The 23,117-nt window shown below is 70.1% G+C and carries 24 protein-coding genes; 11 read left to right on the forward strand and 13 right to left on the reverse strand.

The features are described 5' to 3' along the window. The first annotated feature begins 23 nt into the window (after positions 1 to 23). Positions 24 to 323: a DUF4193 domain-containing protein gene (locus GSI01S_RS09500; protein WP_006896337.1), complete on the forward strand. Its 300-nt coding sequence runs from the start codon at positions 24 to 26 to the stop codon at positions 321 to 323. An 86-nt stretch (positions 324 to 409) separates the two neighbouring features. Here GSI01S_RS09500 and GSI01S_RS09505 read toward each other — a convergent pair whose 3' ends face one another. Continuing rightward, positions 410 to 988 (reverse strand): DUF3093 domain-containing protein, encoded by a 579-nt coding sequence (locus tag GSI01S_RS09505; protein WP_006896338.1) that lies wholly within the window; start codon positions 986 to 988, stop codon positions 410 to 412. Between the two features lie 42 nt (positions 989 to 1,030). Between GSI01S_RS09505 and dut the strand changes: the two genes are divergently transcribed. Together dut and GSI01S_RS09515 are read left to right on the forward strand one after the other, a co-directional pair. Continuing rightward, entirely contained in the window at positions 1,031 to 1,513 is a 483-nt protein-coding gene (dut, locus tag GSI01S_RS09510) for a dUTP diphosphatase (RefSeq protein ID WP_006896339.1), read from the forward strand. Between the two features lie 2 nt (positions 1,514 to 1,515). Continuing rightward, a complete protein-coding gene (locus tag GSI01S_RS09515) occupies positions 1,516 to 2,406 on the forward strand; it encodes a DUF3710 domain-containing protein (RefSeq protein ID WP_006896340.1) in 891 nt (296 codons plus the stop codon). Here GSI01S_RS09515 and GSI01S_RS09520 read toward each other — a convergent pair. Then, complete coding sequence (locus tag GSI01S_RS09520) at positions 2,380 to 3,093, reverse strand: hypothetical protein (RefSeq protein WP_006896341.1); 714 nt, start codon at positions 3,091 to 3,093, stop codon at positions 2,380 to 2,382. The genes GSI01S_RS09515 and GSI01S_RS09520 overlap by 27 nt on opposite strands. Before the next feature lie 71 nt (positions 3,094 to 3,164). Between GSI01S_RS09520 and GSI01S_RS09525 the strand changes: the two genes are divergently transcribed. Further along, the gene (locus GSI01S_RS09525; protein WP_006896342.1) at positions 3,165 to 3,539 is read left to right on the forward strand and encodes an OB-fold nucleic acid binding domain-containing protein; all 375 of its coding nucleotides are present in this window, start codon (positions 3,165 to 3,167) and stop codon (positions 3,537 to 3,539) included. An 82-nt stretch (positions 3,540 to 3,621) separates the two neighbouring features. On the opposite strand, the gene GSI01S_RS09530 is transcribed toward GSI01S_RS09525, so the two are convergent. From GSI01S_RS09530 to GSI01S_RS09550, 5 genes are all read right to left on the reverse strand, one after another. Continuing rightward, the gene (locus GSI01S_RS09530; RefSeq protein WP_006896343.1) at positions 3,622 to 4,062 is read right to left on the reverse strand and encodes a hypothetical protein; all 441 of its coding nucleotides are present in this window, start codon (positions 4,060 to 4,062) and stop codon (positions 3,622 to 3,624) included. A gap of 10 nt (positions 4,063 to 4,072) precedes the next feature. Then, positions 4,073 to 5,233, reverse strand: a complete 1,161-nt coding sequence (locus GSI01S_RS09535) for a globin domain-containing protein (protein WP_006896344.1) — start codon at positions 5,231 to 5,233, stop codon at positions 4,073 to 4,075. A gap of 10 nt (positions 5,234 to 5,243) precedes the next feature. Beyond that, entirely contained in the window at positions 5,244 to 5,747 is a 504-nt protein-coding gene (locus tag GSI01S_RS09540; RefSeq protein WP_006896345.1) for an RrF2 family transcriptional regulator, read from the reverse strand. Positions 5,748 to 5,879: 132 nt separating this feature from the next. Next, on the reverse strand, positions 5,880 to 6,542 hold the full coding sequence (locus GSI01S_RS09545; RefSeq protein WP_006896346.1) for a potassium channel family protein: 663 nt from the start codon (positions 6,540 to 6,542) through the stop codon (positions 5,880 to 5,882). Positions 6,543 to 6,544: 2 nt separating this feature from the next. Then, positions 6,545 to 7,207 carry a potassium channel family protein gene (locus GSI01S_RS09550; protein ID WP_039867369.1) on the reverse strand — a complete coding sequence of 221 codons (663 nt, stop codon included), beginning with the start codon at positions 7,205 to 7,207 and terminating at the stop codon, positions 6,545 to 6,547. 78 nt (positions 7,208 to 7,285) lie between these two features. On the opposite strand from GSI01S_RS09550, the gene GSI01S_RS09555 reads away from it, so the two are divergent. From GSI01S_RS09555 to dxs, 3 genes are all read left to right on the forward strand, one after another. Further along, a complete protein-coding gene (locus GSI01S_RS09555) occupies positions 7,286 to 9,340 on the forward strand; it encodes an APC family permease (protein ID WP_051999635.1) in 2,055 nt (684 codons plus the stop codon). Further along, positions 9,337 to 10,623 carry a class I SAM-dependent RNA methyltransferase gene (locus GSI01S_RS09560; RefSeq protein ID WP_006896349.1) on the forward strand — a complete coding sequence of 429 codons (1,287 nt, stop codon included), beginning with the start codon at positions 9,337 to 9,339 and terminating at the stop codon, positions 10,621 to 10,623. Before GSI01S_RS09555 ends, GSI01S_RS09560 begins: the two co-directional genes overlap by 4 nt. A gap of 112 nt (positions 10,624 to 10,735) precedes the next feature. Beyond that, a complete protein-coding gene (gene dxs, locus GSI01S_RS09565; protein ID WP_006896350.1) occupies positions 10,736 to 12,667 on the forward strand; it encodes a 1-deoxy-D-xylulose-5-phosphate synthase in 1,932 nt (643 codons plus the stop codon). A 13-nt stretch (positions 12,668 to 12,680) separates the two neighbouring features. Here dxs and GSI01S_RS09570 read toward each other — a convergent pair whose 3' ends face one another. Both GSI01S_RS09570 and GSI01S_RS09575 read right to left on the reverse strand, forming a co-directional pair. Further along, complete coding sequence (locus GSI01S_RS09570; RefSeq protein WP_006896351.1) at positions 12,681 to 13,958, reverse strand: ribonuclease D; 1,278 nt, start codon at positions 13,956 to 13,958, stop codon at positions 12,681 to 12,683. Continuing rightward, positions 13,955 to 14,596 (reverse strand): DUF3000 domain-containing protein, encoded by a 642-nt coding sequence (locus GSI01S_RS09575; protein ID WP_081598103.1) that lies wholly within the window; start codon positions 14,594 to 14,596, stop codon positions 13,955 to 13,957. Before GSI01S_RS09575 ends, GSI01S_RS09570 begins: the two co-directional genes overlap by 4 nt. A 224-nt stretch (positions 14,597 to 14,820) precedes the next feature. On the opposite strand from GSI01S_RS09575, the gene hemE reads away from it, so the two are divergent. The 3 genes from hemE to hemQ are packed head-to-tail and all read left to right on the forward strand — an operon-like array spanning position 14,821 to position 17,982. Continuing rightward, entirely contained in the window at positions 14,821 to 15,849 is a 1,029-nt protein-coding gene (hemE, locus tag GSI01S_RS09580) for a uroporphyrinogen decarboxylase (RefSeq protein WP_039867371.1), read from the forward strand. After that, positions 15,846 to 17,249: a protoporphyrinogen oxidase gene (gene hemG / locus GSI01S_RS09585; RefSeq protein ID WP_006896354.1), complete on the forward strand. Its 1,404-nt coding sequence runs from the start codon at positions 15,846 to 15,848 to the stop codon at positions 17,247 to 17,249. Before hemE ends, hemG begins: the two co-directional genes overlap by 4 nt. Before the next feature lie 37 nt (positions 17,250 to 17,286). Further along, positions 17,287 to 17,982, forward strand: a complete 696-nt coding sequence (gene hemQ, locus GSI01S_RS09590) for a hydrogen peroxide-dependent heme synthase (protein WP_006896355.1) — start codon at positions 17,287 to 17,289, stop codon at positions 17,980 to 17,982. A gap of 24 nt (positions 17,983 to 18,006) precedes the next feature. Here hemQ and msrB read toward each other — a convergent pair whose 3' ends face one another. From msrB to GSI01S_RS09610, 4 genes are read right to left on the reverse strand one after another with little or no spacing between them, the layout of a single operon-like run. Continuing rightward, entirely contained in the window at positions 18,007 to 18,420 is a 414-nt protein-coding gene (msrB, locus tag GSI01S_RS09595) for a peptide-methionine (R)-S-oxide reductase MsrB (RefSeq protein ID WP_006896356.1), read from the reverse strand. A gap of 17 nt (positions 18,421 to 18,437) precedes the next feature. Beyond that, the gene (locus GSI01S_RS09600) at positions 18,438 to 19,688 is read right to left on the reverse strand and encodes a glycosyltransferase family 87 protein (RefSeq protein WP_006896357.1); all 1,251 of its coding nucleotides are present in this window, start codon (positions 19,686 to 19,688) and stop codon (positions 18,438 to 18,440) included. A gap of 25 nt (positions 19,689 to 19,713) precedes the next feature. Further along, complete coding sequence (locus GSI01S_RS09605) at positions 19,714 to 21,300, reverse strand: alpha/beta fold hydrolase (RefSeq protein ID WP_006896358.1); 1,587 nt, start codon at positions 21,298 to 21,300, stop codon at positions 19,714 to 19,716. Positions 21,301 to 21,310: 10 nt separating this feature from the next. After that, entirely contained in the window at positions 21,311 to 22,063 is a 753-nt protein-coding gene (locus GSI01S_RS09610; RefSeq protein ID WP_006896359.1) for a dihydrofolate reductase family protein, read from the reverse strand. Between the two features lie 35 nt (positions 22,064 to 22,098). Between GSI01S_RS09610 and zapE the strand changes: the two genes are divergently transcribed. Then, positions 22,099 to 23,115 (forward strand): cell division protein ZapE, encoded by a 1,017-nt coding sequence (gene zapE, locus GSI01S_RS09615; protein WP_006896360.1) that lies wholly within the window; start codon positions 22,099 to 22,101, stop codon positions 23,113 to 23,115. The last annotated feature ends 2 nt before the right edge of the window (positions 23,116 to 23,117 follow it).

Consider the following 23,117-nt stretch of genomic DNA (forward strand, 5'->3'; position numbering starts at 1 on the left):
ACAGAACCCAGGTTAGGCACACTATGGCAACCGATTACGACGCTCCGCGCCGCAGCAACGACGACGACATCGCGGAGGACTCGCTGGAGGAGCTGAAGGCTCGCCGCAATGAAGCGAAGTCCGCCGACGTCGATGTCGACGAGGGCGACACCGCCGAATCGTTCGAACTGCCGGGCGCGGACCTGTCGGGCGAGGAGTTGTCGGTGCGCGTGGTCCCGAAGCAGGACGACGAGTTCACATGCTCGAGCTGCTTCCTCGTGTACCACCGCAACCGTCTCGCCGAACAGCACGGCAACGAGATGATCTGCGTCGACTGCGCCTGATGCACCCCTGTGCCGCGAACCGACCGCGGCTCCGGTGATCCCGGACCGCGGTCGGTGAATCGCGACCCCCGTGCGCCGCGTAGGGCTCAGCCCTGCGCGGCGTCGTCCTTTCCGTGACCCTCATCTCCGGACTCCTCATCTCCGGACTCCCGGTCTGCGGGTTCCTGACCGGGGACGCGGCCCGCGTCACCCATGCCCAGGGCGGCCAGCACCCGATCGGGATGGCGGGTCGAGATGAGCCAGTAGGGCGTCGGGTCGTCGGGGTCGTCCAACACCACGAGCACCATCGTCTTGACCCAGGTGCGATGGAGTACGAACGCTGCCGGATCGAGCTGCCTGCCCATGGCCGCGCTGCGCTGTGCCGCCGAGACCGTGGCGCCGCGGGCGATCACCTCGCTGGGCAGCATGGCCTTCCCCGCGTGCAGCGAGCCGTTCGCGTCCACGCGAACGGGCGTCCGCCCCATCGAATACAGTCCCCAGCCGATGAGGGCCGCGATGACGGGATAGGCGACGACGCTCCACGGCTCCCGGTAGGCGGCGAGTTGGACCTCGTAGCCGAAGATCGCGGTGATGGCGAGGCCGGCGAGCCACCACCACCACGGGACGATGAGGCGCTCGCTGTAGCGGTCCTGCTGCGGGGCGGGTGTCGAGGCTGCTTGCGTCACGCGGACAAGCCTAATGCGGTAGCGCCCTAGTAGTCTGCGGGGGTGACCACGCCAGTGACGCCCGATACGTATCCGCCGTTGCGAATCCGCCGACTCGATCCCGACCTCCCGCTTCCCGTGCGCGCCCATCCGGGCGATGCGGGCATCGATCTGTACGCCGCCACCGACCTCGTGCTGGCGCCGGGACGTCGTCAGCTCGTCGGGACCGGTATCGCGATCGGGCTGCCGTACGGCACCGTCGGACTGATCCATCCGCGCTCCGGTCTGGCGGCGCGCGCGGGACTGTCGATCGTCAACGCGCCGGGAACGATCGACGCGGGCTACCGCGGCGAGATCAAGGTGTGCCTGATCAACCTGGATCCGGAGGCTCCGATCACCATCACGCGCGGCGACCGGATCGCCCAGCTGATCGTGCAGCGTGTCGAGTTGCCAGACGTGGTCGAAGTCGATGAACTCGACGACACCGAGCGCGGCGCCGGAGGCTACGGCTCCAGTGGCGGCCACGCGATTCTGACGGAGGGATGACGATGGCACAGCGTGCGACCGGCGCCGCGGGCGACAAGTACTCGATCGGCGACACCGCGGGACCCTACGACATCGCGGATCTGGCGACGCCCCTCGCCGAACTCGCGAACTCCCATCTGGATCTGGGCTCCCTGCTGATGCCGGTGGTGGAGGGCGGGCAGGTGACCGTCGAGATGTCCGCGACGCATGAGCCCGAGGCCGTCTACCTCGTGACGCCGGTCGGCCGCATCGGACTGCACGCCTTCGCCGCCCCGCGCAGCGGGGGACTGTGGCGCGAAGTGGTGCGCGAACTGGCCGAGTCGCTCCGCAGCGACGGAGCGCAGACCTCGATCGAGGACGGTCACTGGGGCCGCGAAGTGGTGGCCCGGGTGCCCGGCGGCAGTCACCGGTTCATCGGTGTCGACGGTCCTCGCTGGATGGTGCGCTGCGTCGCGAGCGGCCCCGAGGAGTCCGAGGTGCAGCTGGCCCAGCTCGCCCGCGCCGTCCTCGCCGAGACGGTGGTGCGTCGAGGCAGTGAACCGTGCCCGCCGCGGGAGTTGCTGCCGATCGTGTTGCCGCCGGTCCTCGCCGAACAGGTCGCGGCCGCCCAGCAGCAACTGGCCGAGCAGGCGGCCGAGCAGGCCGGGGTGGACGCCGAGACCGGAGCCTTCCCCTCGCAGCCGCTGCCCGCACAGCCGTCCGGTGACGACTCCGGAGTGCCGGAGGTGATTCCCGGCGGCGCCGTGGAGCAGAGCGCCTCGGCCACCGTCTACTCCGATCAACCGGACGCGGATGCGCCGTCGGCGACAGCGGAGGAGACGTCGGCTCCGCCCGCAGTGGAGCCGGAGGAGGCACCCACCGCGCCGCCGTCGCGCGGTTCGGCGATGTCACGCTTCCGCCGGCGCCGCCGCTGACGCGTCCCTCCAGGCGGCGGCACAGGCGTCGCCGAGCCGATGCGGTGCCGGCCCGAACTCGGTGAGCGGCACGGCGCGCACCGCCGCCCGCGGTGCATACGCGGCCCAGGCCCGTCCCACCTCGACGGGATGCAGCGGGTCGTCGGGGGCGGCGGCGACGCCCAGCGGCACCGTCAGTGCGGACAGTTCGCTCTCGGCGGGCGCGGCGTGCGCGGCCGCGGCACGCAACTGCTCGACCAGTCCGCGGTCGGCGAGCGAGCGCCACGACCGTGACAGCTCCGCCCCGAGCCATGCGGGGCTGGTCCGGACCATCTGCGCCACCGCGGCCGCCAGACCGTCGCGTTCGATCGCGTCGGCGGTCAGCCGCGCCGACAGCGCGGCGAGTGAGTCCGCGGCCGGGCCCGACCACGGCGGCAGGGCGGCAAGCACTCCGCGGCAGTGCTGCGCGAGCGGTGATCGCAGTGCCCATTCGACGGCGATCGCCGCACCTATCGAGATGCCGCCGACGAGTAGGTCATCGCCTTCGGCGGCGACCTGGTCCAGGCGCGTAGAATAGCTGTTGACCAGGTCAGATTCTGGTTCGAGTGACACCAGTCGAGCGCCGATCGAGGCGGCGGCGGGGCCGAAGACCCGTGCGGCGTAATCGGCGTCCGACCCGGTGCCCGGCATCACGATCAGCGTGGTCATACTTCGATCATGCACGGGTAGTATGGTGAGTTTGCAAGTGAGTTCGATTGCGACACCCCGCGGAGGATGGGATGGCTAATTCGGGTCTGCTCAAGCGGCTCGGACGGATGCTGACCGAAGATCTCGACGAGATCGAAGAGGGTCGCATCCAGCGCGAGTGCCAGGCACATGGTGCGCAGCGCGCGGTCGACTGCGCCCGCGGCGACGAGGCGACGATGGTCGGCGAGCTCCGCGCGGTCGAGACGTGTTCGCGCAACACCAAGACCGGTGTGGTCGCGGAGTTCTTCGACGGCACCGACACGGTGATCCTCAAGTGGATGGGCCGGAACCGGATCCCGGGCATCGAACCCGGTCGACGGGTGACGATCCGCGGCCGGGTGGCGAACTCGGACGGCATGAAGGTGATCTACAACCCCTATTACGAACTGCACGCCACCGACGAGTGAGCGCCTGACCGAGTGAGCGCATGACCGAGTGAGCATGACGACGCCGGCCTCCGTGGAGACCGGCGTCGCGTCGTGCAGTACTTCAGATGCTCAGCAGCAGCGAGGTCCCGAGCGTGATCAGCGCCGCGACCTTGATCAGATCGAATCCGACATACCAGTAGTGCGCCGTGCTGCGGTGTTCGGGAACCGACTCCGGGTGGGCCAGGACCAGATCGGTGCGCTTGGAGAGCACCGGCCTGATCGCCGCCACCTGAACGATCAGCGCCGCGGCCGCCACACCGAGTCCGATCAACGTACCCGTCGACCAGTCGTCGCCGACGGCGACCGCGACGATCAGTGCGATCGCCCAGAGCGCCTCGACCGCGTTCAGCGCGCGGAACACGAGGCGGCCGATACCCAGGCCGAGCGGGATGGTGATCCCGGGGGCCTGGAACTTGAGCGGCGCCTCGATGAACGAGATGCCGAACACCATGCCGAGCCAGATGAAGGAGCCGGCTGTCGCCAGGGCCTGGGTCACGGTCATCGGATCACGCTCACTTCATCACGCTGAAGGACTCGTAGTGGATGCGGTCCTCGGGCACGTCCCGCTCCAGCAGGGCGTCGCGGATCGCGCCGAGGAAGCCGGACGGTCCGCACAGGAGCGCGGTGGTGTCGGGTGCGATGTCGACGCCCTCGAGATCCATGTAGCCGATCCGCGTCGCCTCGTCGGTCGCCAGTCCGTGCTCGTACCACTGCAGCAGTTCGGCCTGGGGGAGGCGATCGACGAGCTGTGCGAGGTCGCCTCGGTGCGGCTGCCTGCTGCGCGAGCGGTCGGCGTGCAGGACCGTGACCGGACGGGTGTCGCCGGTGGAGACCAGGTGGTTCAGCAGACCGATCACCGGGGTGCAGCCGATCCCCGCCGAGGCCAGCAGCAGCGGATCGTCTCCCTCGGGGAGGGTGAGGTCGCCGAAGGGCGTGCTCACGGTCATGAGATCGCCCTCGAAGACGTGCTCGTGCAGATGGCTGGACACCTCGCCGTCGAGCTTGACGCTGATGTGCCACGCGGGATCGGAGGTCGACCCGGTGAGGCTGTACTGCCGGATCTGCCGCGCGCCGTCGTCCATCGTCGCCTGGACCGAGATGTACTGACCGGGGACGAAGGCGCCGAGCGGCTCGCCGTCGAGGCTCTCGAGCGTGAAGGCCACGGCGTCGGGGGCCACCTGCTCGCGTTCGACGACGCGCGCCGACTTCCACACATCGCCGGGTTCGACGCCGGCAGCCCGGTACAGCTCGGTCTCCCGGCCGATCAGGACGTGTGCCATCTCCCAGTACAGCTCGTCCCATGCGGCCGCGACCTCCGGGGTGACGGCCTCACCGAGGACGTCGACGATCGCGGCGAACAGGTGCTCGTGGACGATCGGGTACTGGTCGGCGACGATGCCGAGGGAGGCGTGCTTATGGGCGATCCGGTCGATGATGAAGCGCATCCGGCCGGCATCGGGCTCGAGCTGCAGTCGGGCGAAGGCCGCGACCGCACCCGCCAGCACCTGCGGCTGACCGCCGGTGGCCTGGTTGGTCCGATTGAACAGATCGCGGAGCAGTTCGGGCCGCGCGGTGAACATCCGGTCGTAGAACCGCGGCGTGATCTCCGGCAACGCGGCTTCGACGACGGGGACAGTGGCTTCGAGCACCAGTTTCGTATCCGACGAGATCATCGATTTATCCTCACTTCGCTGCGATTGAATCGGGAGCCGCCGCATCCACGGTGGTCGTGGTCGGCGGGGTATCGGTGGACCGGAGAGTCGGCAGCAGCGTCAGCAGCTGGGCTCCGGTCGGATCGGCGATCAGGTCTTCGACGCTGAGCCGATCGAGGCTGGTGTAGAACGCCTCCTGGGCGGTCGCGAGTGCGCGGCGCAGACGGCAGGCGTTGCGCAGGGGACACGGTGCGGGGCCTTCGCAGTCGACGACTTCGGCATCGCCCTCGAGATGACGGGCGAGCCAGCCGACGCCTGCTCGCCTGCCGAGCTCGGTGATGCCCAGGCCGCCGGAGCGGCCGCGGCGCGAGTGCACCACGCCGAGTTCGGCCAGTCGACTGACCACCTTGGCCACGTGCGTGTAGCTCAGCTGCAGATCGGCCGCGATCTGCTTGGAGGTGTGGCTGGCATCCGGGTCGGCGGTCAGCGCCATGACGACCCGCAGGCCGATGTCGGTGAACCGTGTCAGCTGCATGAATCGATCAGAACATAATTGGAACCCGGGACTCCAATTAATGTGTCGGACCTCTCATGACCTGCGGAAACAGGTAATTTCGGCCTTTGAGACGGGGACGAAAGTCCCTACCGCTACTACAGCGTGTAGGAGTTAAATGGGTGACTTGATCGTCCGGTGGAGCTCTTCTTCGGCTTCCTCCGGTGCGATGAACACCAGCTCGTCGCCGCCCTCGAGAGGGTCGTCCGACTCGGGCACGATCACTCGCCGGCCGCGGATGATCGCCACCAGCGCGACGTCGTGCGGGAGCTGCAACCGCCGCACCGCCTTCCCCGCGAGCGGGGTGTCGTTCGGCAGGGTCAGCTCGACGAGGTTGGCCTGGCCCTGGCGGAAGGTCATCACCCGCACCAGATCGCCGACGGTCACCGCCTCTTCGACCAGCGAGGCCAGCATCCGCGGTGTCGAGACGGCGACGTCGACGCCCCAGTCCTCATTGAAGAGCCACTCATTGCGCGGATCGTTGACGCGGGCGACCACCCGATTCACGGCGAACTCCGTCGTCGCGAGCAGGCTCACCACCAGATTCGCCTTGTCATCTCCCGTGGCCGCGATCATCACGTCGTATGTCTGCAGCTGCGCCAGCTCCAGGTCCGACAGTTCGCACGCGTCGGCGTGCACCCAGTCGGCCCCGGGTACCGCGACCGGATCGATGTGCGTGCGGTTCCGTTCGAACAGCGTCACGTCGTGATCGTTCACGAGCAGTTCGCGGGCGATGGCCCGGCCGACGGCCCCGGCTCCGGCGATGGCGACTTTCACAGTTACTCCCGGGGCATCTCGGCGCCGGCGACGGCGCGCGCGTTGTCGACATTGGAGGCGAGGGTCGCGACGTAGAGCACGTCGTCGTCCTGAATCACGGTCCGCGGATCGGGCAGCACGGTGTTGCCCATCCGCGACAGGAACGCCACCCGCGCCCCGGTCAGTTCCTGGAACTTGCCCGCGTCGGTGCCGACCCACGATTCGTGGAAGTCCAGAACGGCCATCACCACCGAACCCGACGGATCGGTCCAGACCGGCGTGCTGGAGGTCTCGCCGAGGGCGGCGACGAATCGCTGGGTGGTCCACGGGACGGTCGCGACCGTCGGGATGCCGAGACGCTCGTACACCGCGGCGCGCTTCGCATCGTAGATGCGGGCGACGACGCGGTCGACGTCGAAGGTCTCCCGCGCGACCCGCGCGGCGATGATGTTGGAGTTGTCGCCCGAGGACACCGCGGCGAAGGCGTCGCAGTCCTCGATGCCTGCGTCCTTGAGGACGTCCCGGTCGAATCCGACGCCGCAGACTCTCCGGCCCCGGAAGTCCTCGCCGAGACGACGGAAGGCCGTCTCGTCTCGGTCGATGACGACGACGTCGTGGCCGAGTCCGGACATCGCCCCTGCCAGGGCGGATCCCACTCGGCCGCAACCCATGATGATTACGCGCACGGTGATCGAGGTTACTGTGCCGCGATTGAATTCGCACCCTGGTGTTGCGAGGGCGACCTCGGGCCTTAATGTTGCGGAGTGTCCACGATGTCAAAGGTGTCGGTAGCCACCAAGAGGCTGGTCCTCGGGCGTCCGTTTCGCAGTGATCGGCTCGGTCACACGCTGCTCCCGAAACGGATCGCGCTGCCGGTGTTCGCCTCTGACGCGATGTCGTCGGTGGCCTACGCCCCGCAGGAGATCTTCCTGGTCCTGTCGATCGCCGGTATCAGCGCGTACACCCTCGCTCCGTGGGTGGCGGTGGCCGTGGCGGCCGTCATGGTGGTGGTGGTCGCCAGCTACCGGCAGAACGTCCACGCTTATCCTTCCGGCGGCGGCGACTACGAGGTGGCCACCGTCAACCTGGGCTCCAACGCCGGTCTGACGGTCGCGTCCGCCCTCCTGGTGGACTACGTGCTGACCGTCGCCGTGTCGGTGACTTCGGCCGCGGAGAACATCGGTTCGGCGGTACCGCTGGTGCACGAGCACAAGGTGTGGTTCTGCGTCCTCGGCATCGCGCTGCTGGCCGCGGTGAACCTGCGCGGTATCAAGGAATCCGGTGCGGTCCTCGCGATTCCGACGTATGCGTTCATCGTCGGCGTGCTGTTGATGCTCGGGTGGGGAGCGGTGAAGATCTTCATCCTCGGCGACACCGTCGAGGCCGAGACCTCGGGATTCGGGATCGTCGCCGAACAACCGCACCTGATGGGGCTGGCGATGGCCTTCCTCGTCGCGCGGTCGTTCTCGTCCGGCTGCGCCGCGCTGACCGGTGTGGAGGCGATCAGCAACGGTGTGCCCGCGTTCCGGAAGCCGAAGTCGAGGAACGCCGCGACCACCCTGCTGCTGCTCGGCTCCTTCTCGATCGCACTGCTGCTGGGCATCGTGATGCTCGCTCAGAAGATCGGCGCGAAGTACGTCCTCGATCCGGCGAAGGATCTGAGCGGTCTGCCCGACGGCTACCAGCAGAAGTCGATCCTCGCGCAACTCGCCGAGGCCGTCTTCCGTGGTTTCCCGCCGGGCTTCTACTTCATCGCCGTCGTCACCGCCCTGATCCTGTTGCTCGCGGCCAACACCGCGTTCAACGGTTTCCCGGTGCTCGGCTCGGTGCTCGCGCAGGACCGGTACCTCCCGCGTCAGCTGCACACCCGCGGCGACCGCCTGGCGTTCTCGAACGGCATCGTCTTCCTGGCACTGGCCGCGATCGCCTTCGTCGTCGCCTTCGGGGCCGAGGTCACGTCGCTGATCCAGCTGTACATCGTCGGCGTCTTCGTCTCCTTCACCCTCAGTCAGACCGGCATGGTCCGGCACTGGACCCGCCACCTCAAGACCGAGAGCGATCCCGATGCGCGCTCGCGGATGCGGCGCTCGCGCGTCATCAACGCGATCGGCATGGTGATGACCGGGACGGTGCTGGTGGTGGTGCTGCTGACCAAGTTCACCGCCGGCGCGTGGATGGCGATTCTGGCGATGGTGGTGCTGTTCTGCCTGATGAAGCTGATTCACCGCCACTACTCGGGGATCGTCGAGGAGCTCGAGGCCACCGACCAGTCCGACGAGGTGCTGCCGAGCCGCAGCCACGCCGTGATCCTGGTGTCCACGCTGCACCTGCCGACGCGGCGCGCGCTGCGCTACGCCCGGGCGACGCGCCCCGACACCATCGAGGCGGTGACCGTCAACGTCGACGACCGTGACACTCGCACTCTCGTCAGCGAGTGGGAGGAGAGCGACATCACGGTGCCGCTCAAGGTGCTGGCGTCGCCCTACCGCGAGATCACGCGTCCGATCATCAACTACGTGCGGCGCGTGCGACGCGAGTCGCCGCGCGACGTCATCACCGTCTTCATCCCCGAATACGTGGTCGGACACTGGTGGGAGCAGATCCTGCACAACCAGTCCGCACTGCGCCTCAAGAGCCGCCTGCTGTTCGAGCCCGGGGTGATGGTGACCTCCGTTCCGTGGCAGCTGAACTCCTCGGAGAACCGGGCCCGGCGGGCGGAGCACAATTACCACGCACCCGGCGACGCCCGCCGGGGGTTCTCGGCCAACGAGCAACCGCGGCCCGGATCCGGTTCCCCCTCGGACGGCGGAACCCGATGAGCCGCCCCGGCGGCCCGCTCACCCTCGAGGTCACCGCGTACGCCAACGGCGGCGCCGGCATCGCGCGGTCGGACGGTCGCGTGGTCTTCGTCGACGGCGCCCTGCCCGGCGAGCGGGTACGCGCCCGGATCACCGACGACTCGCGCAGCAGCTACGCCAAGGCGGCGGTGGAGGAAGTCCTCACCCCGTCCGAGCATCGCGTGGTCCCTCGCTGTCCGGCCGCGGCGGCCGGCGCCGGCTGCTGCGATCTCGCCTTCGTCGAGCCGGCGTACGCGAGGAGGCTGGGCGCGGACGCCCTCGCCGACGTCCTCCGCCGGATCGGCCGATTCGACCTCGACGAACTGCCGCCCCCGGACGTGGAGCCGCTCGGCGGAGCGTCCACCGGCTGGCGGATCCGGACGCGGCTCGCGGTGGGCCGAGACGGGCGGGCGGGCCTGCGTGGACGCCGGTCGGCCGAGATCGTCACCGAGCCGTGCGTCGCACCCGTCGCGGGACTGCTCGAGCAGGTGGACGGCCTCGGTGCCCGGCCGGGGACGGAGATCGTGCTGATGGCGGGCACCGACGGCGTGCGGCATGCGGGTGAGCTCGCCGCGCCCCGGGAAGGCGATGTGCGCGGACGCCGTCGCGGCGACGCCGCCCGACGCCGGGCCCAGCGATCGCGCGGGGCCCGCAGTGCGCACCGAGAGCTGCGCATGCTGGTCGGTGACGGTTCGGTGACCCACCGCGTCGGCGACCGGAGTTGGCGGATACCGGTGACCGGCTTCTGGCAGGCACATCGCAACGCTCCCGAGGTGTACTCGGCCGCCGTGGTCGATCTGCTCGCCGAGGCGGGCGTCGCGGGGACGGTTCACGCGTGGGACCTGTACGGCGGGGCGGGCGTCTTCAGCGCGGCGCTGATCGACGCTGGGCCGAGCCGCGGACTCGACGTCGCATCCGTCGACCTGGTCGACACCGATCCGAGCGCGCTCGCCGCCGCAGATGCGGTCTTCGGCGCCGATCCGGTGACCACTCATCGGGGCGGCGTCGCCGAGACCCTCGCCGGCCTGCGGTCACCGCAGGTGGTGGTCAGCGACCCGCCGCGTGCCGGGGCCGGACTGTCTGTGGTGGACGGCGTCGCCGCCGCGGGTCCGGAGGCGGTGGTGCACGTGGGATGCGACGCGGCCTCCTTCGCGCGCGACCTGGGCCGGTACGCGGTCCACGGATACCGGGTGCGCGGCTGGCGGGCCTTCGACGCCTTCCCGCTGACCCATCACATCGAGGCGGTCGCCGTTCTCACGCGGTGAGGGGCTCGGTGACCCTGCGGCGTCCTGTGATCCCGGGCTCAGCCCCCGAGTCCGTAGACTGGGTCTGATGCGACGCCGCTCGGGCGGTCGCGGCTGCGAAGGAGGACTACGGATGGGCGTGCTGGATCGGGTGGACTCACCGGCAGACGTACGTGCGTGCTCGCCAGAGGAACTGGCGGAGCTGGCCGACGACATCCGGCAGTTCCTGATTCAGAAGGTCGCGGCCACCGGGGGACACCTGGGCCCCAACCTCGGCGTGGTGGAACTGACCCTCGCGATCCACCGGGTCTTCGACTCGCCGACCGACCCGATCCTGTTCGACACCGGGCACCAGTGCTACGTCCACAAGATCGTCACCGGGCGCAAGGATCGATTCGACACCCTGCGGGAGCAGGGCGGGCTCACCGGGTACCAGGACCGCACCGAGAGCCCGCACGACTGGATCGAGTCCTCGCACGCCTCGGCGGCGCTGTCGAACGCCGACGGTCTCAGCAAGGCCTTCGCCCTGCGCGGCGAGGACCGCACCGTGGTCGCGGTGGTCGGTGACGGCGCGCTCACGGGCGGCATGTGCTGGGAGGCGCTGAACAACATCGCCGACAGCGACCGCTCGGTGGTGATCGTCGTCAACGACAACGGGCGGTCGTACGCGCCCACGATCGGCGGATTGGCACGCAATCTCTCGGCGCTGCGGCTGCAGCCCGGTTACGAGCGCTTCCTGGAGACGGGCCGGCGCACTCTCAAGAGCGTCCCGATGGTCGGCGACGCCGCGTACGCGGTGCTGCACGGGATGAAGAGCGGGGTCAAGGACCTGGTCTCGCCGCAGGCGATGTTCGCCGACCTCGGGATCAAGTACGTCGGCCCGGTCGACGGGCACGACCTGGCCGAGATGGAGGCCGCGCTGCGGCGGGCCAAGGCCTTCGGCGGTCCGGTGATCGTTCACGCCGTGACCCGGAAGGGAAACGGCTACGCCCCGGCCGAGAACGACGAGGCCGAGCAGATGCACTCCACCGGAAAGATCGACCCGCTCACCGGCCGGGCGCTCGCCGAATCGCCGGTCGACTGGACCTCGGTGTTCTCGGAGACGCTCGTGCGCGAGGCCGCCCGCCGACCCGAGGTGGTGGCGATCACCGCCGCGATGCCCGGTCCCACCGGGCTCGCCGCGTTCGGTGAGCGGTACCCGGAGCGGATGTTCGACGTCGGGATCGCCGAACAGCACGGCATGACGTCGGCGGCCGGGTTGGCGCTCGGCGGCATGCATCCGGTCCTCGCCATCTACTCGACCTTTCTGAACCGTGCCTTCGATCAACTGCTGATGGACGTCGCGCTGCTCAAGCTGCCGGTCACGGTGGTGCTCGACAGGTCCGGCATCACTGGTCCGGACGGACCGAGCCACCACGGGATGTGGGACCTGTCGCTGCTGGCGATCGTTCCGGGGATGCGCGTGGCAGCTCCGCGCGACGCCGTCCGGCTGCGCGAGGAACTCGCCGAGGCCCTCGATATCGGCGACGGTCCCTCGGCGGTGCGCTTCGGCAAGGGCCGCGTGCCCGACGACATTCCGGCGGTACGGCGGCTCGGCGACGGCGTCGACGTTCTCGTGGAGGCCGCCGAGCCGGGCGGGGTCCTCATCGTCGCCGTCGGCGGAATGGCGGAGATCGGCATCGGGGCGGCGGAACTCCTGGCCGCCCGCGGTATTCCCGCCACCGTGGTCGACCCGCGCTGGGCGCTGCCCGTCCCCGCATCGATCGCCGACCTGGCCCGCACGCACATCTCGGTGGTGACCATCGAGGACGGCGGCGTGCGCGGCGGTGTCGGAAGTGCGGTGGAGTCGGCGCTGGAGCAGGCGGGCGTCGACGTTCCCGTCCATCGTCGGGGAGTGCCTCAGGAGTTCATCGCACACGCTTCGCGCGAGGCGATCCTCGTCGACTGCGGGCTCACTCCCGCAGGGATCGCCGACTCGATCGCGACCGGATCCGGGTACGTGTCCCTCGTGGGGCCGGAGGAGCCGGTGGAACTGAACGCGCCCGTCACCACCGCGAGCGGGTAGACGCAGATCCGGCTCAGGGCCGGATCGCGTCCAGGGCCGCGTCGATCGGTGCGGCCACCAGGGCCCGCTGCCACGGTCGGGCACCGCGCTCGGCGAGCCACTCGTCGGCGCCGGCGCTCGGGCCCAGACCCTCCCAGCAGAGGTTGCGCAGCAGGTCGGGGGAGATCAGGTTCTCCTGCGGAACGCCGACCTCCTCGGCGATCGCCCGGACCACCGGACGCACGGCGCCGGCGCGGGCCGCGGCCTCCGGATTGCGCTGCTCCCACCGGTTGTAGGGAGGCGGTCCCACCTGCGGAGTCTTCTTGGCAGGCAGGTCCGACTCGGGCAGTTGCTGGGCCTTCCGGATGGCGCGCATCCAGCGGTCGGCCTGACGCCGCTGGCGCGGTCCGCCGAACACCGGGAGGCTGGCCAGGGCCGCGGTATCGGTCGGATTCGCCGTGGCCGCGGTGACGATGGCCGAGTCGGGAAGCACCCGGCCCGGCGCGATGTCCCGGCGCTGCGCGATCTCCTCCCGCGCCGTCCAGAGCTCGCGCACCACAGCGAGTTGGCGCTGAGTGCGCAGGTTGTGGATGTTCGACGTCCGCCGCCAGCGGTCGGTGCGCGGCGGCGCGGGCGGCCGCCGGAGAACGTGGGCGAACTCCTGAGCCGCCCATTCGCCGCGGCCGCGTTCGTCCAGCGCGCCGGCGACGGCGTTGCGCAGTTCGATGAGGACCTCGACGTCCAGGGCCGCGTAATTGAGCCAGTCCGCCGGCAGCGGTCGGCGCGACCAGTCGGCCGCGCCGTGACCTTTCGCGAGACCGAGGTGCAGGAATTCGGCGACCATCGCCGCAAGATTGACCTTCGGGAAGTCGAGGAGCCGGCCCGCCAGCTCCGTGTCGAACAACGACTCGGTCCGGAAGCCGAGCTCGCGCAGGCAGGGCAGGTCCTGGTCGGCGGCGTGCAGGATCCACTCGGGCCCGTCGAGGGCGTCGATGATCGGCTCCAGTGCATCCGGGTGCGCGATCGGATCGATCAGAAAGCTGCCCGATCCGGCGCGTCTGAGCTGGATCAGATAAGCGCGCTGCGAATAGCGGTAGCCGCTGGCGCGCTCGGTGTCGACCGCGATGGGGCCCGAGCCGTCGCGCAGCCGGCGTGCGGCTTCGGCGAACTCGTCCCCGGTGGCGAGCACCGGCGGGACTCCCTCGCGCGGCGAAGTGAGTGGCGTGACGTCGGGCGCGACGGCTGGCTCGGGCTGGGCCCGCGGTTCCACCCGCGGCTGTTCGCCGGTCGAACCCGTCGAGGCTTCGGTCACGAGGACTGGACCGGGCCGAGCGCGGTCACCCCGGCCGGCGGCAGCCCCGCGGCCGAGGCGAGGACCTCGCAGAACGCCTCGAGATGCGCGGCGAGCCGGGGACTGGTGGCCGTCCACGACGCGCGGAGTTCGAGCTGGTGCGCCTGCGGGGGGCCGGCGATGTCGCCGTATCGCACAGACGTGGTGGCGGTGACCGTGCCGCCGAGGGCCCGAACCATCGGTACGTCGGACCCGAGCGGGGGATCGGATTCGGTGGCGCCGTCGGGGACGCCGAGCGCCTCCGACAGCCACGTCCACGCCACCTGCGGCAGCAGCGGATCGGCTGCGAGGGCGGCCTCCACCTCGGCCTGAATGAAGGCGACGAGCCGGAAGGTTCCGTTCCACGCCTCCTGGCCTGCGGGGTCGTACAGCAAGACGAGTCTGCCGAAGGCACTGCCGGAGGAATCGTCGGCGACCAGCGCGGGATCGCCGGACTCGGGCGGGCTGACCTCGACGCCGAGGGCGTAGCTGTACGGCGCCAGGCGCTGCGGCGGGCGGATCGAGCCGATCTCGATCTCGCGGCGCACGGCGGCGTCGTGGAGCGAAGCCACCGCATCACGGAATTCGGCGGGCTCGCTCGGGGCTCCAGAAGTGGTCACGGCGTCAGGTTAGGCCCCCGCTCCTGCCAGTTGGCGGAGGCGCGCCGCAAGCTGAAACGACGATAAGTGAGCGGCCTCACGCGCCGGCGCCGGTACGGGTGCGGCATATCACCTGGACGGAGCACAGGGAGGCCGCGGGCGGTGCGCGGATGGTGGCGGGCGCGGGCAATGATGGCAGAGTTGTCCGTATGACTTCGATTCGAGGCCGACGTTCGCCGGGCCGGATGCCGTTGATCGCCGCCGCCACGGGCGGCACCCCTTCTCGCCGACCCGTGTGGTTCATGCGCCAGGCGGGGCGTTCACTGCCGGAGTATCGCGAGATCCGTGCCGGGCGCGGGATGCTCGAATCCTGCTTCGACCCGGAACTGGTGGCCGAGATCACCATGCAGCCGGTGCGCAGGCACGACACCGACGCGGCGATCCTGTTCTCCGACATCGTGGTCCCGCTGCGCGCTGCGGGGATCGACCTGGACATCGTGGCCGGGACGGGCCCGGTCATCGCCTCGCCGATCCGGACCGCGCGTGATGTGGCGTCGATCCCACGCCTGGACCCCGCTTCGGTCGGCGCCGTGACCGCGGCCATCGGCATGATCCTCGGTGAACTGGCCGACGAGAAGTCGCTGATCGGCTTCGCGGGTGCACCGTTCACCCTCGCCTCGTATCTGATCGAGGGCGGACCCAGCCGCACCTACGAGCACACCAAGGCGATGATGCTGGCTGAGCCGGAGCTGTGGCATTCGCTGATGGGGCGGCTCACCGACATCACCATCGCCTTCCTGCGCGCCCAGCTCGACGCCGGCGTCGACGCCGTTCAACTGTTCGACTCCTGGGCGGGAACGCTGTCGAAGGCAGCGTACGAGGAGTTCGTGGCGCCGCACTCGTCCCGAGTGATGGCGGAGGTCGCCGAGTACGGGGTGCCGCGCATCCACTTCGGCGTCGGCACCGGAGAGATCCTCGGCTCGATGACCGACGTGGGCGCCGACGTCATCGGCGTCGACTGGCGCATCCCGCTCGACGAGGCCGCGGCCCGCGTCGGGCATCGCGTCGCGGTCCAGGGCAACCTCGATCCGACGGTTCTGCTGGCCGGCGACGACGCGGTCCTCGAGCGCGAGATCGATCGAGTGGTGGCGGCCGGACGGCGAGCCGTCGACGCGGGCGCCCCGGGACACATCTTCAATCTCGGCCACGGCGTCCTGCCGAACACCGACGCCGGCGTGGTGACGCGCGCGGTCGAGCTCATTCACTCGCTGTGACCGGCGGGCGGTCGGGGGACCGGAACCGGGTCGCGGTGATCGGGGCCGGTGTATCCGGTCTGACCGCCGCCCACCGCCTGCGGCGCGAGCTGGGAGCACAGGCGCGGATCGACGTCTACGACGCGGCTGACCGGCCGGGCGGCCTGCTGTGCACCCGCACCGTCGGCGGTACCGCGGTGGACGTCGGCGCCGAGGCGTTCATCGTGCGCCGTCCCGAAGCCCTGGCGCTGGTGACCGAACTGGGTCTGGCCGACCGCGTGGTGGCCCCGGGACCGATGCGGCCGGCGATCTGGTCCGGGGGAGCGCTGCACGACCTCCCGGCCCCGGCTCTGATGGGCATCCCGGCGGGTCCGGCGCCGTTCGCGGACCTCGCGGCCGCCGACGACCTGGAGCGGATGGCGGCCGAGGAGCGGACCCCGCTGGAGTGGACTCCCGGAGCCGATCCGTCGGTGGGAGAGCTGGTGGGCGAGCGGTACGGACGGTCGGTGGTGGCGCGCGGGGTGGACCCGATGCTCGGCGGCGTGTACTCGGCGCTTGCCGACCAGCTCGGACTGCGCGAAGCCGTGCCCGCACTGGCTCGCGCTCTCGACGCGGGCGCTCCGTCGCTGAGCGCCGCCGTTCGGACCGTGCTCGATGCGGGCGCCGGGGGAACGGGCCCGGTATTCGGCGCGCTCGCCGGCGGATATCGGGAACTGGTGTCCGCGCTCGTCGAGGCCGCGGGCGCCGATCTGAGACTCGGTACCGAGGTGGTCGGGCTGCGGCCGATCGCCGACGGCGCCGCGGTGCTGGTCGCCGGTTCGGGTGAGCCCCGGGCGGTGGAGTACGACGCGGTGATCGTCGCCGTTCCGATCTGGACGGCCGCCCGCCTCCTGTCGGAGGCGGCTCGGGCCGCGGCCGCGGTGTTCGGCGAGGTCGCACCCGCGGGCTCGGCCGTCGTGGCTCTCGCGGTGCCCGCCGCGACCCCGCTGCCCGAGCATTCCGGCGTGCTGGTCGCGACCGACGCCGGCCTCCGGCTGAAGGCGATCACGCTGAGCAGCCAGAAGTGGCCGCATCTGCGACACGGTGACGTGCGGACGCTGCGGACCTCGTTCGGACGGCTCGGCGACCCGGTGACGGCGAGCGACACCGAACTCGTCGACGCCGCGGTCGCCGACCTCGGCACGGTCTTCGCCGCCGCCGGACTGCCCGCGCCCCAGGTCGCCGACGCGGCGGTGCAGCGCTGGCCGCACGGACTGCCGCACTACGCACCGGGGCATCTCGCCCGAGTGCGCGAGGCGGTGGCCGGACTGCCCTCCCGGATCGGGGTCGCCGGGTCCGGTTACGCCGGAGTCGGAGTGCCCGCCTGCATCGGCACCGCGGATGCGGCCGTGGGAGAAATCACCGCCGACCTGCGGACCTGACGTTCCGCCCGAGTCGGGCCGGTGGCACGATGGAGGCATGAGTCGTCTGGATTACGCCGAACTGAATGCAACCATCCGATACCTGATGTTCTCGGTCTTCAAAGTCCGGGCGGGCGAGCTGCCGGCGGACCGTGACGAGGTCGCCGCCGATCTCGAGCGTTTCCTCGCCGAGGTCGCCGACAAGGGCGTGGTGGTGCGCGGCATCTACGACATCGCCGGTATGCGCGGCGACGCCGACTTCATGTTCTGGTGGCACGCGGAGACGATCGAGCAGTTGCAGGACGCCTACTCGACCTTCCGCCGGAGCACCGTCCTGGGCCGGGCGTCCGACCCGTTCTGGAGCGGCTCGGCGCTGCACCGTCCGGCGGAGTTCAACAAGAGCCACATCCCGGCGTTCCTCGCGGGCGAGGAGCCCGGTGCGTACATCTGCGTGTACCCCTTCGTGCGGTCGTACGACTGGTACCTGCTGCCCGACGCCGACCGGCGCAAGATGCTCGCCGATCACGGCAAGGAGGCGCGTGACTACAAGGACGTGCGGGCCAACACGGTCCCGGCGTTCGCGCTCGGCGACTACGAGTGGATCCTGGCCTTCGAGGCGCCGGAACTGCATCGGATCGTCGACCTGATGCGCGACCTGCGCGCCACTGAGGCGCGCCGCCACGTGCGCGTGGAGATCCCGTTCTTCACCGGACCGCGCGTGGACGCCGCCAAGTTGGCCCGCTCGCTGCCCTGATCGGGCCCGCGCGCCGGGCAGGGTTCACTCGGCCTCGAAGGTGAGGCTGATGGAGTTGATGCAATAGCGCAGGTCGGTCGGGGTGTCGTAGCCCTCGCCGGCGAAGACGTGACCGAGGTGGCTGTGGCAGTTGGCGCACAGCACCTCGGTCCGCGTCATTCCCAGCGAGTCGTCGACGCGCTCGATGATCCGGTCGCCGGCGAGCGGGGAGAAGAACGACGGCCATCCGCAGTGCGACTCGAACTTCGTCGTACTCCGGAACAGTTCGGCGCCGCAGGCGCGGCAACGGTAGACGCCGACATCGGTCTTGTCGGTGTACTCACCGACGAAGGGCCGCTCGGTGCCGGCTTCGCGCAGCACGTGGAACTCCTGCGGAGTGAGGCGTTCACGCCACTGCTCGTCGGTGAGCTGGGACAGGTCGGCAGGCTGGTCGGTCATGCCGTCCAGGGTACCGCTCAGGCGGCGGGGACGGGCCCGTCGTGGACCGAGCCGCCGTCGCTGGAGCCCCCGTCGACGGAGCCGCCGCTCGCATCCGCTTCACGCAGGTCGAGGTAGCGGAACAGCAGCACGCAGAACACCGAGATCATCAGCAGTGACCAGCCGAGCGGAACCTTGTTGTATTCGAGGTACCGGCCGAACGGTTCCCATTTCTTCGAGTCGAAGACGTCGAAGGTCATGCAGCCGTACACGCCCAGCCAGGCCGGCCAGTTCCGCATGGTCGAGCCGGTCTGGAAGACGGTCATCAGCAACGGGAACAGCAGCATCGAGTAGTAGCCCTGGCCCAGCGATCCCACGAGGAACGTGGTGCCGAGCAGAACGCCCGACGAGGTCGCGAGCCAGAGCAACTCGTCGCTCCGGCGGTAGTAGCGGTAAAGGAACCACAGCGAGAAGACGGCCATCACCACGAACGCGATCCGCAGCAGCCACGCCAGCCAGGAGTCGACGCCGAAGTAGGCGGCGTTGCCGGTGATGGAGCTGTTGTAGTAGTCGCGCGACTCGCCGAGGTACGGGACGGTGCGGTGGACGAAGTCCATCGGGTCCTTCGACAACGGCCACGCCAGCACGTTCAGCACCAGCGGCACACCGATCGCGGTGACCAGGATCTTCCACTGGCGGTTCAGCAGCACCAGCAGGAGCAGCGGCGCGAGTACCGGCTTGACGGCGAGCGTGAGACCGATCGCGACGCCGGCCCACAGGTCGTGTCTGCGCATCATCAGCATCATGAACGCCAGCATCCCGAGCAGGACGAAACCGTTGAAGTTGGTGAAGATCAGCGTGTGCGCCACGGTCTCGGTGCTGAAGAAGAAGAGCAGGAGCGCCGGGAACACCCAGGAGTCGTAGGAGTAGCCGAACATCCTGGTCAACAGGTAGGCGCAGAGAATGAGCACCACCACGCTCGCCGCGATGAACAGCCAACGGGAGTATTCCGGGTTCAGAACCGCGAGCGGCGCCATCAGCATGGTGCCCGACGGCGGGTACAGGTAGTGCGGATCGACCGTGCTGTAGTTCTCGTTGTAGACCGGCAGCCGGTTGAGGAAGTTGAACGCGGCGTTGTAGACGGGCGTGAAGTCGTCGGTCCGGTGTCCGTTGACTCCGAGGATCAGCGACCGCTGAATGATCATCATCACCGAGATCGGCCACAGAATCAGCGAGATGATCCGCTGCGACTCCACGCGCGGATACAGGTAGCGCTCTACAACGTTCACCCGCGCACCGTACTACACCACGGTGTCAGGCCGGACAGGCGCGCTCGCTCGGCGCGCCCAGCGGAGCCGGGCCGAGATATTCGCCGATCAGGTCGCCCGCGCACGTGGAATTGGCGGCCACCGAGTAGCCGAGACCGTCCCACGAGACGGTGGTCTGAGCCGTGTCGGCCGCCAGCATCAGCGGCGTCAGATCGTCGGCCGCGGCGGCGCCGTTGATCGGATCGTTCTGGCCCACGAGCACCAGCGGGTCGACCGCGAAGCGCTCCGGCGCGGCGGGCGAGTCGGCGACGCCCCAGCCGTCGCACCGGACGAGATCGAGTGCCGTGGTGCCGGCGGTCAGCGGATTCTGCGCGTTCCAATCGCGCGCGAGGGCGGGGATCTCGTCGGTGCCCGGACGCCCGCGCATGTCGTTGCAGCGGGCCACGATCTGGCCGTCGGCCAGGCGGAGCGAGCGAGCCTGGTCCGCGAGCTTGCGCAGGGCACCCGTGTCGCCGCGGTCGGCGGCGGTGAGCGCCGTACTCAGTTCGCGCAGTCCGTCCGGGGAGGTGTCGCCGACCGCGAGCGCGGTGGTGAGTGCGTCGAGGACCTGTGTGTCCGACAGCGCGCCCACCTGTCCGCCCGCGCCCGACGACATCAGCCGTCCGAGGACCGCCGCCCCGCCCGCGCCGAGCGAACAGCCCGCCCCGGCGCAGCGCTGCGTGAACGCGGTGAGGGTGGCCTGCAGGCCGCGGGCGCGGCTCTGGGCGGCGGCCTTCGCGGACACGTTGTAGCCGACCGGGGAGTCGAGGATCAGCCGGCCGACGTGGTCCGGGTGCGCGGCGGCGAACGCGAGGGCCACCGATGATCCGGTTCCGACCGACAGGATCGCGAGCCGGTCGACGTCCCAGCGCTGGCGCAGTTGCTCGAGGTCTTCGCCCGCCGCCGCGGCCGAGTAGTCGAGCTGGTCCGGTGTCAGCGTGTCGTTGCACTGGTCGGCGGCCGCGCGCGCCGCCTCCGACAGTTTCTCGGCGCGTGCCGCGACATCGCGTCCGTCACCCGCACCGTTGTCGTCGTAGACGCTGCGCTGCGTGGTGGTCATGCAGTCGATCAGACCGGACGTGCCGATCCCGCGATGGTCGACGGCGATCACCGGACGGCGATCCAGGATGCCGTGGTCGGCGCCCGTCGCGAACGACAGCAGGGTCCGCGAACTCGGCATGTCCTCTCCGCTCGTCAACACGAGCGGCACGGCGCCGGCCGGCGTGGCGTCGGTGCGGGCGCGGACGACGCCGACCTTGATCGTGGTGCCCGACTGCTGCGCCGGGTCCACCGGGACGTCCAGCCGCGCGCAGTCGAGCTTCACACCGTCGGGAACGGTGACGCCGTACCTCTGTGCGATCGACCCCGCGCACTGGCGCCAGTTCAAGTCCTTCTTCGGCGCCTGCAGGGCGGGCTGCTCCGGTGCGCCGGTCGCCTGCCCGCCCTCGTCGTCCCCGCGCACGATGTCGGGACCGGTGTCCGGACCGACCGCGCAGCCGCCGACGGACGCGGCCAGGACGAGCACAGTCAGGACTGCGGCGAACCGGGAGACCGCCGATGCTCCAGCGGTCCGCGGGCGTCCGGGTGAATGCATGACCGCGAGCCTAGTCGGCACGCTCCCACAGTTGATACAGATACCCTTCCGCGTCGCCGAGCATGTGCCGCAGACGCATCGGCCCGGGAAGGGAACCGGCCGTCCGAGCGGGGACCGCGGTGCCGTGCGCGATGCGGGGTGCGTCGCCGCCGACCAGCGCGGGGCTGACCGTCAACGCCAGTTCGTCGAGCAGACCGGCGGCCGCGAGATCGGCGAGGAACCGGGGACCGCCCTCGCACAGCACATGCCGCAGCCCACGCCGGGCGAGCTCGTCGATCACCGCCCGCGGCTGCACCGACGACTCACCGCAGTCGACCACGGTGGCGCCGGCGTTGAGCAGTCGGCGCCGCGCGTCTCGCGGGGCGTCGCTGCACGTGGCGATGAGGACGTCGGGGTGCCGCGCCGTGGTGAAGTCGGCGGGCAGGTTCAGCGATCGCGACGCGAGGACCAGCAGCGGCACGGCCGACTGACCGCGGGCGGCGCGGCCCGGCCCGTGACGGGGCTCGACGACCGGTGGTCCGTACCCCTCCGTGACCGCGGTCTGCGCACCCACGACGATCGCGTCGGCCAGTGCGCGCTGCAGGTGGAAGACGGTGTGGTCGCCGTCGGATCCCAACGCGCCCGACCGACCCTGCGCGGTGGCGGCGCCGTCGATGCTGGCGATCATGTTGGCGCGGACCACCGGTTCGCCGGACGGCGGAAAAGAATAGACCTGCGCCAGTCCGTCTGCTGTGACATCAGTCGCTTTCTGCAGGATGAACATGAGTCCATCATGGTGCCGGTCGTTACCCTTGCCTAATGCTGGCACGACTTAGCGATCGGAATCCGGTCCTGGCTCCCGACCAACTCATCGGCGAGATGGTTCCGCCGACGATGTTCGACGAGGTGAGCTTCGACTCGTACATCCCCGACCCCGATGAGCCCAGCCAGACCGCGGCGGTGAACGCCGCCCGCGACTTCGTCGCCCGCGCATCCAAGGTCCGCAGCGGCGGAAAGAAGAGCTTCTTCCGCAAGTCCGCCGCACCCCAGGGGATCGGGCTCTACCTCGACGGCGGCTTCGGCGTCGGCAAGACGCACCTGCTGGCGTCGATCTACCACGCGATGCCGGGGCCCAAGGCGTTCGCGACCTTCGGCGAGGTCACCAACGTCGTCGGCGCCCTCGGTTACATCGACGCGCTGGAACGGCTGTCGGGACACAGTGTCCTCTGCATCGACGAGTTCGAGCTCGACGATCCGGGCGACACGATGGTGGTCTCGCGGCTGCTCACCGAGCTCACCGCCCGCGGCGTCTCCATCGTCGCCACGTCCAACACGCTGCCCGGACAGCTCGGCGAAGGCCGGTTCGCCGCGAGCGACTTCCTGCGCGAGATCCAGAAGCTGTCGTCGATCTTCGAGACCATCCGCGTCGACGGTCCCGACTACCGGCACCGTGACCTTCCGCCCGCACCGGAGCCGATGTCCGACGAGGAGCTCGAGCGTCAGGCCGAGAACACCGTCGGGGCCACCCTCGACACCTTCGACGGCCTGATCGCGCATCTGGCGAAGCTGCACCCGTCGAAGTACAAGTCGCTGGTCGACGGCGTGTCGCTGGTATGCATCTCCGACGTGCGTCCCGCGCCGGACCAGGCGGTGGCACTGCGCCTGGTGGCGCTGGCCGACCGGTTGTACGACGCGGAGATCCCGGTGAGCATCTCCGGGGTCAAGCTCGACGAACTGTTCACCCCGGAGATGCTGGCCGGCGGCTACCGCAAGAAGTATCTGCGCGCCACCTCGCGGCTGCTGGCCCTCTCCCGATTCGCGGAGGCGAATGACTGAGG

This window comes from Gordonia sihwensis NBRC 108236 (genome assembly GCF_000333035.1).
Classification (GTDB): domain Bacteria; phylum Actinomycetota; class Actinomycetes; order Mycobacteriales; family Mycobacteriaceae; genus Gordonia; species Gordonia sihwensis.